Here is a 14578-nt window from a genome sequence, read left to right on the forward strand (position 1 = left end):
GCCTGCTAGCCTCTGCCATTGCAAATATGCTTCATCCTCTCAAAGACCGCGGCCCGGTTTTCGGTGGATTGCGTAGTGACGTCGACGACCTGGTTCTGAACGAAGGGCGCGGCCTCAACGGATTTGCGGAAGTCCTCGTTTTCGAGGCTTCGAATATCCTCGACATCAACATAGCCGAAATTGAGCATCTGCAGGTAGCCGGGGTTGGCCATGGTTCGCCCGCTTGGGGTGGTGATGACGCGGCGCATGAAGACGCGGCAATTGTTCAGGTAGGCGCTGGCGGCCGACCCCAGCGCCTGCTGGCGGTTATGTGCGGCCAGAAACAGCTCCGCCCGGGCGATAACGCTATTGTACTGTTCCAGCGGCAGCATCTCTTCCTGGAGGTACATGCGATCCAGCATACCCAGCTCGGTGGCCTTTTGCACAACCTGCGCCCGGTATTCGGGCGTGACATTATAGGCAAAGGGAATGTGGACCCGGTGTTCCTTGAAACGGTTGGCCAGCTCCAGAAGATACAGGTGGTCGTTGGAGGGATCTCCGGAATTGCCAAGGATGATCAGTTTTTCCTTCTCCATCCCCTCTGCTTGGGTGGTGGTGCTGTCGACCTTGTGGCAGGAGCCAGGGATTTCCGGGAGGGTGATCTGCGGATAGAGCATCAGCTCACCACAGAAGGAGACCACGCAGGAAAACCGGTTCAGAAACTCAATCCCGCCCGGAGATTGGGCGACCATATGCAGGTCTCCGCCCCACATGCACCAGACCAGATTGGCGCGTCGCTGGATCAGTTGCTGCGCGATCTCGAAGGATTGCTTCAGGAACAGGCTGTGCAGAACCACAATGTCGTTTGGTGCAAAACTCAGATTGCCGGTGAACATCGCGACGGAGGGCCAGAACTCCTTGCTGGTGTCCAGAAACGATTTCTGATGGCTGGTGGAGGGGAGCACGATGATCTCGTGGTCATCGGCGCTCTTGATGTCGGCAAGGTTCTTGGCGAGGCTGACCAGATGATTGCTGTCCGGGATCACGTGTATGTATTTCATGGGGTCATCAGCTCGTCTTGGGTGGGCGATCCTGCTGATCGCCGGGTGTCACCTTTGCAGAGGTAGCGGACAGATCTTTAAAAGGCGTTACAGATTTTAAGGAAATTTGAGTCTTTTGCGCCGGATTTGACGATGGTCGCGGCGCAGGTATCGCGACGGCGCGGTCCCTTAACGTGTCAGGACCAGGGTGTTGTTGCGGATTTCGAAACCGGAAAACCGTTGAAGATACCCCATGCCCAGAAGGGATTGCTCCAATGCGCCCTCATTGACCCAGGCGGAGACGTTGCGATCCGTGATCGGGCCGAGCGCCACACTGTCCAGTTTCACCCGCGCGGTGCGGACCTCGCCATTGGCGGTCATCGCGCGCCCGAGATAGGCAAGGCTTGCGGGATCAATACCGATCCGCCGGGCGTCCTCGGCATTCAGCACCATGTCGCTGGCACCGGTGTCGACCAGGAAATCCACCGGATCGCCGTTGACCTGCAATGTCAGGTAGTAATGACCATCGCGCGCGCGTGGCACGCTGATCTGGCCGCCGTCAGAGTGCACGGCCTGCTGCGGCAGCACGGTGGAGCGGATGTCTCCCCACAGGCCGTAGGCGGCAATCACGCCAAGGAAGATCAGCCCCCAGATCATCAACTGCTGGACCGTTTTGCCCAGCGATTGCCGGTTTTGCACGAACACCCATGTCCCGACAGCAGCGAGCAATGCGATGAGGTAGACCAGCTGGCCGATATCGTCTGAATTCATCGGTCTTTGTCCTCCATATCAGGGAGGTAGGTGTTCACCGCACCTATGTCTAGCTGGCAAAGCCAAAGGCGCGCAGACCTTCCAGCACGAATTGCACCGAAAGCGCGGCCAGAAGCATGCCCAGCAAACGGGTTGCCACATTGATGCCGACGGGACCCAGCAGACGCTCCAGCAGGCCCGAAATCGAGAACATCCCCAGCATCAGCGCAATCACCGCCACCACGATGGCCATCACCGAGGCAAAGCCCTCGATGCCCGGATGCTGCCCGGTCAGAAGGATGACCGTGGCGATGGAGCCGGGCCCCGCGATCAGCGGAATGGCCATGGGAAAGACAGAGGGATCATCCTCGGGGGCGATCTCGTCGCCCTGGTGCTGACGACGCGCGGTGCGGCGCTCAAACAGCATATCGAGCGCGGTGAGGAACAAGAGAATGCCGCCTGCAACGCGGAAGGCCGGCATGGAAATGCCGATAAAGCCCAGAACGCTTTCGCCAAACAGCGCAAAGACCGCGAGGATTCCGACCCCTGTGATGGAGGCCCGAATGGCGATGGCGCGGCGTTGCTTGCTGGTCATGCCCTGGGTCAACGCCAGAAACACCGGCATCAACCCGATCGGGTCAATGATCACAAAGAGCGTCACAAATGAGGTGATCAGGAACGCGGTGTCGATCATTGCGCCTCGGCGACCTCCAGTTTCTCAAGTGCCTTCATCCACAATTCCTCGGCGCGGTCCAGCGCGTCCATGCATTCGGCGTGTTTTTTCTGCCAGACCGCCCGGTCACCGGCGCGGCTCGACTCGTAGATCTCCGGATCGGCGAGCTTCTCGTCCAGCTTGTCCTGCATCTCGGTCAGCTTCTCGATGCGGGCCTCGGCCTTGCGGACCTCGTTGCGCAGGGCAAGGATCTGATCGCGGCTGGCGCGTTTGGGCTTTGGCTTGGAGGCGGCTTTTGCATCCGCTTTGCGGGCGGGTTTGTCGCGCATCAACAGCATTTCGCGATAGCTGTCGAGATCGCCGTCATAGGGCGCCACGGTGCCATCGGATACCAGCCAGAGCCGATCCGCCACCATGCTCAGCAAATGCATATCGTGGCTGACCAGAATGACCGCGCCGCTATAGGCGGTGAGCGCCTCGACCAGCGCCTCGCGGCTTTCTATGTCGAGGTGGTTGGTCGGCTCATCGAGGATCAGCATATGGGGCGCATCAAGCGTCGCCAAAAGCAGGCTCAGGCGGGCCTTTTGACCACCGGACAGCCGCCCGACCGCGGTTTCGACCTGCGCGGCCAGCAGGCCAAAGCCTGCCAGACGCGTGCGCCATTTTGCGGGGGCCTCATGAGGACGCAGGCGACGCAGGTGGTCGATCGGGGTTTCATCCACATAAAGCTCGTCCACCTGATGCTGGGCGAAATAGCCAATGCGCAGCTTGGACGAGCGCACCATCTTGCCCGCCATCAGCGGCAGCCGGTCCGAGAGCAGTTTGGACAGGGTGGATTTGCCCTGACCGTTCTTGCCCAGCAGCGCGATGCGATCATCCTGATCGATGCGCAGGTCGAGGCGTCTCAGAATTTCGACATCGCCATAGCCGGTGACACCGCCTTCGATCTGGATGATCGGCGGTGACATCTCTTCGGGTTCCGGGAAGGTGAACGCCCGCAGCGCGGCCTCTTGCGGCGTCGAGATCGGTTTCATCTTCTCGATCATCTTCAGGCGGGACTGGGCCTGTTTCGCCTTGGAAGCCTTGGCGCGGAAGCGGTCCACGAAGCTTTGCAGATGGGCGCGGCGGGATTCCTGTTTGCGCGCCTCGGATTGTGCCACGGCGATGCGCGCGGCGCGGGTTTCGGCAAAGGTGTCGTAGGTGCCCTGATAGAGCGTCAGCTTGCGATCCTCCAGATGCAGGATCGCCCCCACCGCCCGGTTCAAAAGCCCGCGGTCGTGAGAGACGATCAGCACCGTATGCGGATAGCGCGCGATATAGCTTTCGAGCCAAAGCGCACCTTCAAGGTCGAGGTAGTTGGTCGGCTCGTCCAGCAGCAGCAGGTCGGGCTGTGCAAAGAGCACCGCCGCAAGCGCCACACGCATCCGCCAGCCGCCGGAAAAATCGGAACAGGGGCGCAATTGGTCCTGATCGTCAAAGCCAAGCCCCTTGAGGATCGAGGCGGCACGGGCCTCGGCGGACCATGCGTCGATATCCACCAGCCGGGTCTGGATTTCCGCAATGCGGGCGCCGTCGGTTGCGGTGTCGGCCTCGGCCATCAGCGCCGCTCGTTCGGTATCGGCTGCCAGCACGGTGTCGATCAGGGAGGTGTCCGACGAGGGGACCTCTTGTGCCACACCGCCGATACGCGCCTGAGAGGGCAGGGTGATGGACCCGGTTTCCAGCGCAAGCTCTCCGCGGATCAGGCGGAACAGGGTGGATTTGCCGGTGCCATTGCGGCCCACGACACCGACCTTGTGGCCGGTTGGGATAGTGGCAGAGGCCTCCTCCATAAGGGGGCGGCCTTCGACGGAATAGGTGATGTTATCGATCCTGAGCATGATGCCTCTCATGTCGAAACCTGCGCGGGGGGTCAATGACTATCCGTCTTTCGGCGCGGCAAAGCCCGGCCGCGCCTGCAGGGGGAATTCCAGCCTTGGCGCACCCGGGTTCCGTGTTACCCTAGGTTGCATTTGAGCATGCCGGAGCGGGGAGGGACTCGCATTGACGGGCTGCGGGGGGATTTTGAGATGCGCCGATTGATTATCTGCTGTGATGGCACCTGGAACACCGCCGACCAGCACAGGGACGGCACGCCGACACCGACCAATGTGGCCAAGCTGCATTCGCTGGTGGCGGCGCGCGACGCCGCCGGTACCGAACAGCTGGGCTACTATCGCACCGGGGTCGGCACCTCGGGGGGCCTCTTTCGTCGCGTGCTTGGCGGGGCGATCGGCTTGCGGCTCGAAGATGACATCATGAGCGCCTATAAATTCCTGGCGGAGACCTATGCGCCCGGCGACGAGATCTTTCTGTTCGGCTTCAGCCGCGGCGCCTACACCGTGCGCAGCCTTGCCGGCATGGTGTCCAACGTCGGGCTTGCCGATCTGCGTCCGGACCACCTGTCGCCCTATGAGGACCCCTGGCAGGTGGTGACCCGGCTGATGGAGCGCTACCAATCACGCAAGGCCGGAACGGAAAAGACCGCCTTGCAGGCCGCCCTGTTGCAGGAGCGTCCCCTGGGGGCGGTGCGCTTTCACGACCCGGGGCAGGTCGGCTTTGCCTTCATCGGGGTCTGGGACACAGTCGGGGCGCTGGGCATTCCTGATGACAAGGGGCTGTTGCGGCTGCTGCTGGGCGATCCGCGCAAACACGGGTTTCGCGACACCGAGCTGGGCGGCAATGTGCGATGTGCCCGGCACGCGCTGGCCATGGACGAGCGGCGTCACGATTTCACGCCCACCCTGTGGACCAGCTGGGCACCGGGTCAGGATGTGGAGCAGCGTTGGTTCCCCGGCGTTCACGGTGATGTGGGGGGCAGCTATGCCGATTGCGGCCTTGGGGATCTGACGCTGGAGTGGATGCTGACAGAATCCCGCTCCCGGGGGCTCGGGCTGCGCGAGATTGCACCAGGGCACCTGGCGCCCGATGCCTTTGCGCGGCGGCACACGTCCCGCCTCGGCCTGTTCCGCTATCGGCCGACCCGTCCACGCGCGGTGCCGGAGCTGACACCGGACGCTGCCACGGTATCCGACCGGCGCAGCCGCACCCGGTTTGACCCGTCGGTCTATGCCCGCCACCTCACCCCGCCGCCGGGAGAAGCCAGCTACTGGCCAACCTGTGTGCTACGCCCGGGGCAGACCCGAACCGTCGCCGCCCATGCGCGCCAGCACTGGAACGCCACCGGTCTGTTTATCGAGGCGGGCGGGCGCTACAGGATACGGGCACGGGGGGAGTGGCTGGACGCCTCCATTCCCGCAACTGCCGATGGCGCGCGTGCGGGAGCACATCTGGGCAAGCTGGCCTATCTGCTGGCGACCATCCCCGAAGCGCTGCGCCGCGGGTTGCGCCGGATCAGGCGGCTGGCCAAGGCCGATGTGATCTTTGCCCGTCGCGTCGATACCGCGCAGTGGTTCGCCCTGATCGGAGCGGTGGCCAATGGTCAGGGCGCCAGCGAGCATGGCGAGGGCGTTGCCGCGCACGAGATACACCAACTGGCGCAGGAGGACGCCTTCACGGCCAGCGAGAGCGGCTATTTCTACCTGTTCGCCAATGATGCCTGGCATATGTACCGCAACAATGCCGGCACGCTCTCGGTCGAGGTCACACGGCTGCGCTGAACCAGCCTTGTATCCCTGCCTTGTATCAGCGAGCGTTTAGGGGTTCACTGACCGTCGGCCGCCGGCTGCCTTCGCGCCCGGCCTGTGGAGGACGGGACACCACATCATGAAACTGCGCGCGGCACAATCGCCCCCGACCTTGATGACGCTTGTGTTCGGCACCGCGCTGTCGGTGCTATCGCTGAACATGTTCCTGCCGTCTCTGCCCGGGATCGCGGCGGCGTTTGACGCGGACTACGCGCTCGCCAATCTCGCCGTGGCCGGGTACCTCGCTGTCTCCGCGGTGTTGCAGATCCTGATGGGACCGCTCTCTGACAGATACGGGCGCAGACCCGTCATGCTGGTCAGTTGCGGTCTCTTTGTGGTGGCCTCTGCCGGCTGTGCTCTGGCGAGCAACATCTGGGTGTTCCTCGGGTTTCGTCTGTTGCAAGGGGCGATCATCAGCGGGCAGGTGGTGTCGCGTGCGGTGATCCGCGACATGTATGCCCCCAGCGCCGCCGCGAGCAAACTTGGCTACATGGGCATGATCATGGCGCTGGCGCCGATGCTGGGGCCGATGATCGGCGGGGCGCTCGACATGGCGTTTGGATGGCGGGCGGGGTTCTGGCTCTATTGTGCGCTGGGCATCGGCGTGATGCTGTTCACCTGGGCCGATATGGGAGAGACCAATACCACCCGCTCCGCGACCTTTGGTTCGCAGCTGCGCCTCTATCCCCGTCTGTTCTCGTCACGCCGGTTCTGGGGCTACTCCGCCTGCGTCGCCTTTTCCATCGGCGGGTTCTACTCTTTCGTGACCGGCGCGCCGCTGGTGGCTGCGGCCTGGTTCGACCTCAGCCCGGCCATGGTGGGGCTGGGGATCGGCATTATCACCGCGGGCTTCATGACCGGGAATTTCGTGACCGGGCTGCTGGCGCAGCGGGTCCGGCTGCTGTCCCTGGTGCTGGTGGGGCGCGTGATTTCCAGCGCCGGGCCGGCGCTGGGCCTGAGCCTGTTCTGGAGCGGGCAGGGCAGCGAATGGGTGTTCTTTGGCTCTGCGATCTGCGTCGGGCTGGGCAACGGGCTGACCATTGCCAATGCCAGCGCGGGCCTGATGTCGGTGCGTCCCGAACTCGCCGGGAGTGCGGCGGGGCTGTCCGGGGCCCTCACCGTGGCGCTGGGCGCGGCGCTCACCTCCATGACAGGGGTTCTGGTCGCGCCGGACAATGCGCCTTTCATGGTTCTGGGGATCATGCTGGCGGCCAGTCTGCTAGCGCTGGTCTCGGCGCTCTACGTGATGGCCGTGGATGCCGCCGATCCGCTGGAACCCGCCCAATCCTGATCGGGGCGGCGATTTGCACCTGCCCGGCGCGACAAGCCCTCTTCCCATGCGGCACCAGCCGTGCTACCCGGCGCCAGATCGTTGCGGCGTCCGCACAGACGGGCTCTGCGACACTTAATCGACCCGTGAATGTCCCAAGGAGATCGCCTGATGGCACTGGAACGCACCTTTTCGATCATCAAGCCCGATGCAACCCGCCGTAACCTGACCGGCGCGATCAACGCCAAATTCGAAGAAGCGGGCCTGCGCATCGTTGCGCAGAAACGCATCCACATGACCAAAGCGCAGGCAGGCAAGTTCTACGAAGTGCACGCCGAGCGTCCCTTCTACGATGAACTGTGCGAATTCATGTCCTCCGCTCCGGTGGTTGTGCAGGTGCTCGAAGGCGAAGGCGCCATCGCGAAGAACCGCGAAATCATGGGCGCCACCAACCCGGCGGACGCGGCTCCCGGCACCATCCGTGCCGAATTTGCCGAATCCGTGGGTGAAAACTCCGTGCACGGTTCCGACGCACCGGAAACCGCGGCTGTGGAAATCGCCTACTTCTTCTCCGGCATCGAGCTGGTTGGCTGATCGTTTAGCCATCAAACAATCAACAGAGAGATTGGTTCAGTGTTGAACCACTCCCTGTGCTACAGAACCGCCATGCCCGCGCGTGGCGGTTTTCTTATATCCAGCAGAGCGGTTCCCTCCTGCGATCCAGAGTGGTCAACGGCGCAGGGGCAGGGGTCAACAGCGGCAGACCCGGCAGCGGGCGGGGCGTGCCAGCGGGATAGGCTTTAGCCGGGGCGCCGTTCCACCACGCCGATCTCGTTCAAAATCGCATCCAGGGCGGATTGCCCGCTGTCAAAGGAGCGCGCCTTGATCGCGTCGAACCGTTTGCGCAGCGCCTTCTTCTCGTCGCCCTTGCAGTCATTCCAGGGGCGCCCCTGTAGGGCCATCACCAGAACGTAATAGCCGATGAAATGCGGCTTGCTGCCAGATTGCAGCATCTTTGCATAAGCCGCGTCAGCCCCAAGCGCGCGCAGTTCCTCGGCGCTGTGAATGCCGGCGCGGGCACAGGCCTGTTCGTAGGCGGGACCGAGATTGCGAATGGAGGTGATCGAGCTCATGCGGCTGAGCCTAACGCACCCGGGCGGGAACGTCAGCCCCGAACTCGGCGGCACCGTCATGACGGGAGCTGGCGCGGAATCGGAAATCATGCGGCAGATCTGATCTTGGTTAATGATTCCAATTGGTTGGAAAGATCATGGTTAATGCTTGTTAGCATTTCCGCGGCCAAAGACTGATACCAATAAATTCAGTAAATTTGTGACCCTCGGAGCGGTTCCCACCTATCCTAAAGGGGGAGCGCTATGCTTTCGCAAGGGGCAGAGCGACGTCTGGGTAGGAAGGTCTGTGACGCGTCTTCGTCTAAAACTGTATGCAATGATATACCAAGCAAGCGAGGTTCCCATGCTGCACCCGATTATTCTCGCCGGTACGCCCCTTCCGTCCAGCGTTGCAGAGTCTGACATGACCCCGTTGCACTTTGAAGACGCCCCAGGGGTGCCCAGCCGGTTTGAGCGGCTGTTGACGGCCCTGTCTGGAGATGTCTTTGCGCCGCCGCTGGTGGTCGCGACCCGGGACTGCGCCACGGTGGCCACTCGTCAGGCGCAATGCGTCGCCGGCAGCAGCCTGATCCTGGAACCCGAGCAGCATAAACCGGCCGCGGCGGTGCTGAGCGCGCTCATGGCGCTGCGTGATCGGCCGCATGCGCTGGTGGTGGTGGCCCCGGCCAGCGCCGATTTTGCCGATGCGCAGCAACTGGACACCGCCCTGTGCCATGCGATCCCTGCCGCCCAGCGTGGTGAGATCGTGATGCTGGGGCAGCGCCGCAGCCGCGCCTACATGGGGCACGGCCTGCTCGAAGTCGCAAGCGCGCCGCGGTCCTCGGCGCCGGTATCGGTGGACCGTGTGCTCACGTCGGACCGGCAGCCGATGCTGTCAGGCCTGTTCCACGGTAACCATCACCTCTGCGGGTTGGGGATCTATGTTGCACGTGTGGATACCTTGCTTGCTGCCTACAAGCGCCATGCCAGCCGGATTTTCCTGGCCGTGAAGAATGCGGCGCAGCGTGCCAGCCGCATCGGCGAGGCGACGCTGCTGGAGGATCGGACCTATCGCCGGATCAAAACGCTCAGCTTCGAACGGGCGGTGGCGCAGAAGGCGGATAATCTCGTGGCCGTGCAGCTGGATGTGGACTGGAGCGTGCATGCCGACTGGGATCGGGATCGCGACGCGGAACGTCACTCCGGTGGGCAGGACCTGTCCGCCTGGGAGGCGGACCTGGCCGCAGAACGGCAGGCGGCAGGCGCGCATCCCCACGCCGCGGACATGATGTCGGTTTACGCCAGCCTCGCGGAGGCTGAGGCGGGCGATGCACTGAGTGCCCGCAGCGATGAGCATGACTGGGGCCGCAAGGAGACACTGGCGATGGGGCCGGGGTTCTCGCTTCAACGCCTGCTGGTCAACCCGGGCGAAAGCGTCGAGCTCTGCGCCGGAGACGGGGCCGCCGAGCATTGGGTTGTGGTGCAGGGAGCCGCCCTCATCACCCTCGGCAACCATGTCCGCCTGGTCTGGGAAAGCCAGAGCGCCCGCGTGCCCGCCGGTCGCTCGCGCCGGATCGAAAACCCCGGATCGGCGCCGCTCCAACTGATCCAGCTGCATGTCAGCGCCCTGCCGGAAGCGGCGCATGTCGCAGATCGCGCTGGAATTGTTCCCCCCGCCGGAGTTGCCTGACTCCCCCCCTCTGATCAAGGCAACAACGGCACTCAGACGTCCCGCGCGCCCACGCGGGGCGTCTCTTTTGTTTCAGGCGTCCCTGTCTGGCGTTCCGCGACAGGACGGGAAGGGCAGTGTGATCGGATCGGCACCGGGGCAAATCAGCCGGCGCGGCGGTGCCGACCGGGGCGCGGCCGAAGTATCCGGGGCGATTGGTTGCGGACGCCCGGCGGTGCAGAGTTTGGGGCTACCAGAGCCTTCTTGCGGCGCAGGGGAGAGGCTTCCGGCACGCGCCGGGGGCAGGGGGAGACCAATCACAGGGGATCGACGCAATACGCAAAACGCGCCCCGGCCCGGGAGGCGGGCGTGGAGGGGCGGGTTTCATCGGGCCTGGATGTCGGTGTGCCGAAAGCGGGTGCGAGAGGAGACGCGAACGCGTCGCCTTCGATCAGAACAGGCCGGCTTCCTTGGCGGTGAGCGCCGCCTGGGTGCGGTTCTTGGCATCAAGCTTGCGGCACAGCGTGCGCACATGCAGCTTGATGGTGACTTCCTGAAGGTTCAGGTCGCGGGCGATTTCCTTATTGGATTGGCCACGGCACAGACCATTCAGCACCTCGACCTCGCGCGGGCTGAGCTGCGCAATCAGCGGGTGGGCCGGGGCCGCTGCCTCTTGCCGCATCAGCTCGACCGGGACATAGATTTCGCCCGCGCTCATGAAACGCACGGCGTTGAGAAGCGATTGCGCCCCCATCGTCTTGGGCAGGAAACCGATCGCACCTGCATCAAGCGCTTCCTGGGCGGTGCGCGTCGGCGCGCTGCCGGAGAGGATGGCGACACCCCGGCCGCCATTTGCCTTGAGCGCCCGTTGCAGCCCGTCCAGCCCGTTCATGCCCGGCATGTTGTAGTCGAGCAGAACCAGATCATAGGGTCCGTTTGCCTCGAGTTCCTGCATGGCGCGTGGCAGGTCGGTGGTTGTGGTGATCTCTGCTCCGCCTTCCGAAGTTAGATAAGCGGAGATGGTGTCACGGACCATGTCATGATCGTCTGCGAGAAGGATACGCATATCGCCATTTAACCTGTTTTCACTGTTCTGATATGACCCTACAGGCGTAAACGTTTCGAATCTATCAACTTCTGACTCATTTTCTGACTCAACGGTTGTGTTTGTATTCTGCATTTCGAACTCCTGAATCCCCAAAACCGCTGAATTGTGGCGGGTGAGTCGAGTTTAATTCGCTCTCAAGAGGTCCGGGCCGGGGCAACCGGGTGCCTCCTGTGTGCGGCAGTTTACCGATATTATACGAAAGTCTAGCAGACTATACACAGGCGCTCATGTCCTCGCGGCAGGGGTGTGCCAGTATCCTCCCACGCCCGCTCTGGGTATGGTTTGCGTAAGGAGACACTTCATGAAACGCCTTTTGTCCGCCCTCATGGCGGTGTTTGCTCTCACTGTTTCCCTGCCGGTGGCGGCTGCGGAGGATGATATCGTGCTGACACTCCGCACGGACAGCGACAGTCATGAATTCTCGATCGCCGACCTGCGCGCGGTTGGGGAGCGCAAGATCGAAACCACCACCATCTGGAGCGACGGCCTGCAGGAATTCGTGGGCGTGCCTCTCGACAGGCTGATGGCCCATGTGGGGGTCGACAGCGGTACCCTCGAAGCTGCGGCCGTGAACGACTATGCCGTGGAAATTCCGATGTCCGACGTGCGTCCCGGCGGCCCGATCATTGCCTATCTGCGCAATGGTGAAACCATGTCGCTGCGGGACAAGGGGCCGCTCTGGGTGATTTACCCCTATGACGATGGCGCGGAATTCCGCACCGAAGAGGTGTTTTCCCGCAGCATCTGGCAGTTGAATCGGATAACCGTGAAATGACCCGCCCGACATGCGGCGGAGTATAGGGAGAGTTCTCGCCTGTGACCCGCCCCTCGGCCCACACTTTGTACCGTCTGCTGCTGACCGGCGCTGCCGTGGTGCTGATGCTGCTGGCGGTGCAGGCCTTTCGGCTGGGCAAGGACGTGCAGACCCGGCTGGAGGCGCTGTCATCCGCGGCAACGGATAACCTGCAATGGACCTTGTCGCAGGCCGAGGTCGATTTTCTCAAATACCAAAGAGCCGCCGCGCGTGTGCAGGGTCCGTCGGACCTGCGCGCATTGCGCCGTCAATTCGACATCTATTACAGCCGCATTGCCACTTTTCGGGAAAGCTCCTCCTATGCGGGTATTCGCGAGACGCCGGAAGGCAGCGATTTGCTTGAGGGTCTGCGTCAGGGCTTGAACGAGCAGGCGGCGCTGATCGATGCCGCGGATGAAACCCTGTTGTCACGCATGGCAGAGCTGCGTCAGTTGATCCGCGACGAGGGCGACGATGTCCGCGATCTCGCCCTCATGGGGGTGGTGCTGCAGGCCGCCGCCGCCGGGGACGAGCGCGGCCGGTTGCACCAGCTGTTCCTCCGGTTGGCGGTGGTGGTGATCACGCTGACCTTCGCGCTCACCCTGACGGCGCTGGTGATTTTGTTTCTCTATCGGCGGGGGCAGCGGCTGGCCCATCTTCAGGCGCAAGAGGCCGCGCGCACCGAGGCGATGGTCACCTCCTCGCTGGACGCCATCCTGATGGCCGATGAAGACGGGCGGATCACCGCCTTGAACGGCGCGGCGGAACGCATGTTCGACTATACGGTGGAGGAGGCCCTGGGGCGCCCCTTCCAGACGCTGGTGGACGTTGATCCAACCCTGATCGGTCAGGCGTCGGTGGCCGCGGATGCCGGTGACGGACGCATCCAGCTCACCGCCTATCGCAAATCCGGCGAGGCGCTGCCGGTAGAGGTGTCGCTGACAATCAGCCGGTCGGGCGGTAGCCCCGTTCTGGTGAGCTATATCCGCGACATCTCAACACGCCTGCAGGCTGAAGAGGAACTCCGCCGGGCGCGCGACGATGCGCTGGCGGGAGAGCGCGCCAAGGACAAGCTGCTGACGGTGATGAGCCATGAAATGCGCACGCCGCTGACGGGCATTCTGGGCTCTCTTGATATTCTTGAGGATGGCAACCCTTCGGCTGAGCAGGCACGGTATCTGCAGGCGATGCGGGTGTCCGGAGAGTTGCTGCTGCATCATGTCAACGATGTGCTGGAGCTGTCGCGCCTCGAGGCCGGTGCCGAACCGGAACAGGAACGTGTCTTTGACCTTGAGGAACTGGTCGGCAGCATCGTGGACAGCCAGCAGGCCAACGCGGCCCGCAACAACAACGAGCTGAGCGTGTTTTGCAGCATCGGCACCCCAACCGGGGTGCGCGGGCGAACCCGCGGGCTGCAGCAGGTGTTGCTGAATCTGATCGGGAACGCGCTGAAATTCACCCGAGATGGCGCAGTCTCGGTCGATGTGTTGCGCGGCGAGGCGGATGTTGTGGAGTTCAGCGTCGCAGATACGGGCAAGGGGATCGCGCCGGAGGATCTGGAGCGCATCTTTGATGACTTCATCATGCTCGACCCCAGCTACAAACGCGGCAGCGAGGGCACCGGCCTGGGGCTTGCAATCTCGCAGCGGCTGGTGCGGATGATGGGGGGCGAAATCTACTGCGAAAGCGAACCGGGCGAGGGCAGTATCTTTTCCTTTACGATCCCGCTCCCTCAGGCGGAACTGGCGGCACCGGCCCAGGTCGCGCAAACGCAGACAGGGCAGGAGGCCCGGAGCCTGCTGGTGATCGAGGACAATGACATCAACCGGCTGTTGCTGGAAAAGATGCTGACCGATCTGGGGCATCAGGTGGTCTCAGCCGCCGGAGGCGCCGAGGGGCTTGACCGGATTGCCGCGCAGCGTTTCGATCTGATCCTGTCCGATATCAGCATGCCGGACGTGGATGGTATGGAGGTGTTGCGGCGGGTGCGCGCGGAAAAACTGGCAGAAGGGATCGATCTGGTGGCGTTGACGGCGCATGCGGCGGCCGAGGACCACGCGCGGATCGTCAAGGCCGGGTTCGCCGAGGTTCTGACCAAGCCGATCAACCGCGCTGCTCTCGCCGATCTTGTGGCCCGGCGCGGGGGTGGCGCTGCCGTTGCGCCGCCACATGCGGACCAGGATTCGGATATTGCGCAGTTCGTTGAGGCCATTGGCCCGGAGAAAGCCCGACATTTTCTGGCGGAGTTCCGCAGCGACATGCAGAGCCTCAACGAGGTGCTCGGGCAGAGCACGGAACTCACCGAAGGCCACCGTCAGGAAGCGCACCGCCTGGCGGGGTCTGCGGCGGTTCTGGGATTTGCGGATCTGCGCGCATCGATGCTGGCCATCGAGCAAGCCAATACAAACGCGATGCCGAACCTGGACGGGTTGCGACAGGCCTGGGAAAACGCGGACGGTCTGCTGAACCGTTATGTCGGTCGTTAGATGTCGTGTTGA

General features: G+C 63.2%; 12 protein-coding genes. 6 read left to right on the forward strand and 6 right to left on the reverse strand.

All coding sequences use genetic code 11. From position 1 onward, the window contains the following. Window positions 1-5 precede the first annotated feature (5 nt). The 4 genes from ACXAF5_RS09090 to ACXAF5_RS09105 form a co-directional block, all read right to left on the reverse strand. Window positions 6-1040, reverse strand: a complete 1035-nt coding sequence (locus ACXAF5_RS09090) for a TDP-N-acetylfucosamine:lipid II N-acetylfucosaminyltransferase family protein (protein WP_474946354.1) — start codon at window positions 1038-1040, stop codon at window positions 6-8. Between the two features lie 168 nt (window positions 1041-1208). Further along, on the reverse strand, window positions 1209-1790 hold the full coding sequence (locus ACXAF5_RS09095; protein ID WP_474946355.1) for a retropepsin-like aspartic protease family protein: 582 nt from the start codon (window positions 1788-1790) through the stop codon (window positions 1209-1211). Between the two features lie 49 nt (window positions 1791-1839). Next, a complete protein-coding gene (locus ACXAF5_RS09100; RefSeq protein WP_005613274.1) occupies window positions 1840-2463 on the reverse strand; it encodes a MarC family protein in 624 nt (207 codons plus the stop codon). Further along, entirely contained in the window at window positions 2460-4322 is a 1863-nt protein-coding gene (locus ACXAF5_RS09105) for an ABC-F family ATP-binding cassette domain-containing protein (protein WP_474946356.1), read from the reverse strand. The genes ACXAF5_RS09100 and ACXAF5_RS09105 overlap by 4 nt, the downstream gene beginning before the upstream one ends. 189 nt (window positions 4323-4511) lie before the next feature. On the opposite strand from ACXAF5_RS09105, the gene ACXAF5_RS09110 reads away from it, so the two are divergent. The 3 genes from ACXAF5_RS09110 (at window position 4512) to ndk (ending at window position 7992) form a co-directional block, all read left to right on the forward strand. Further along, complete coding sequence (locus ACXAF5_RS09110) at window positions 4512-6101, forward strand: DUF2235 domain-containing protein (RefSeq protein ID WP_474946357.1); 1590 nt, start codon at window positions 4512-4514, stop codon at window positions 6099-6101. A 106-nt stretch (window positions 6102-6207) separates the two neighbouring features. Beyond that, window positions 6208-7419 (forward strand): multidrug effflux MFS transporter, encoded by a 1212-nt coding sequence (locus tag ACXAF5_RS09115; protein WP_474946358.1) that lies wholly within the window; start codon window positions 6208-6210, stop codon window positions 7417-7419. A 150-nt stretch (window positions 7420-7569) separates the two neighbouring features. Next, entirely contained in the window at window positions 7570-7992 is a 423-nt protein-coding gene (gene ndk, locus ACXAF5_RS09120) for a nucleoside-diphosphate kinase (RefSeq protein ID WP_239321757.1), read from the forward strand. Between the two features lie 206 nt (window positions 7993-8198). Here ndk and ACXAF5_RS09125 read toward each other — a convergent pair whose 3' ends face one another. After that, window positions 8199-8531: a TfoX/Sxy family protein gene (locus tag ACXAF5_RS09125; protein ID WP_239359022.1), complete on the reverse strand. Its 333-nt coding sequence runs from the start codon at window positions 8529-8531 to the stop codon at window positions 8199-8201. A gap of 403 nt (window positions 8532-8934) precedes the next feature. On the opposite strand from ACXAF5_RS09125, the gene ACXAF5_RS09130 reads away from it, so the two are divergent. Continuing rightward, window positions 8935-10200 (forward strand): glycosyltransferase family protein, encoded by a 1266-nt coding sequence (locus tag ACXAF5_RS09130; RefSeq protein WP_474946359.1) that lies wholly within the window; start codon window positions 8935-8937, stop codon window positions 10198-10200. A 430-nt stretch (window positions 10201-10630) separates the two neighbouring features. On the opposite strand, the gene ACXAF5_RS09135 is transcribed toward ACXAF5_RS09130, so the two are convergent. Further along, a complete protein-coding gene (locus tag ACXAF5_RS09135) occupies window positions 10631-11245 on the reverse strand; it encodes a response regulator transcription factor (RefSeq protein ID WP_239321751.1) in 615 nt (204 codons plus the stop codon). Between the two features lie 343 nt (window positions 11246-11588). Between ACXAF5_RS09135 and ACXAF5_RS09140 the strand changes: the two genes are divergently transcribed. Both ACXAF5_RS09140 and ACXAF5_RS09145 read left to right on the forward strand, forming a co-directional pair. Continuing rightward, a complete protein-coding gene (locus ACXAF5_RS09140; protein ID WP_239321749.1) occupies window positions 11589-12062 on the forward strand; it encodes a putative pterin-binding protein in 474 nt (157 codons plus the stop codon). A gap of 41 nt (window positions 12063-12103) precedes the next feature. Further along, window positions 12104-14566, forward strand: a complete 2463-nt coding sequence (locus ACXAF5_RS09145; RefSeq protein WP_474946360.1) for a hybrid sensor histidine kinase/response regulator — start codon at window positions 12104-12106, stop codon at window positions 14564-14566. Window positions 14567-14578 lie beyond the last annotated feature (12 nt).

The organism is Epibacterium sp. ABV4_022, from assembly GCF_056159345.1.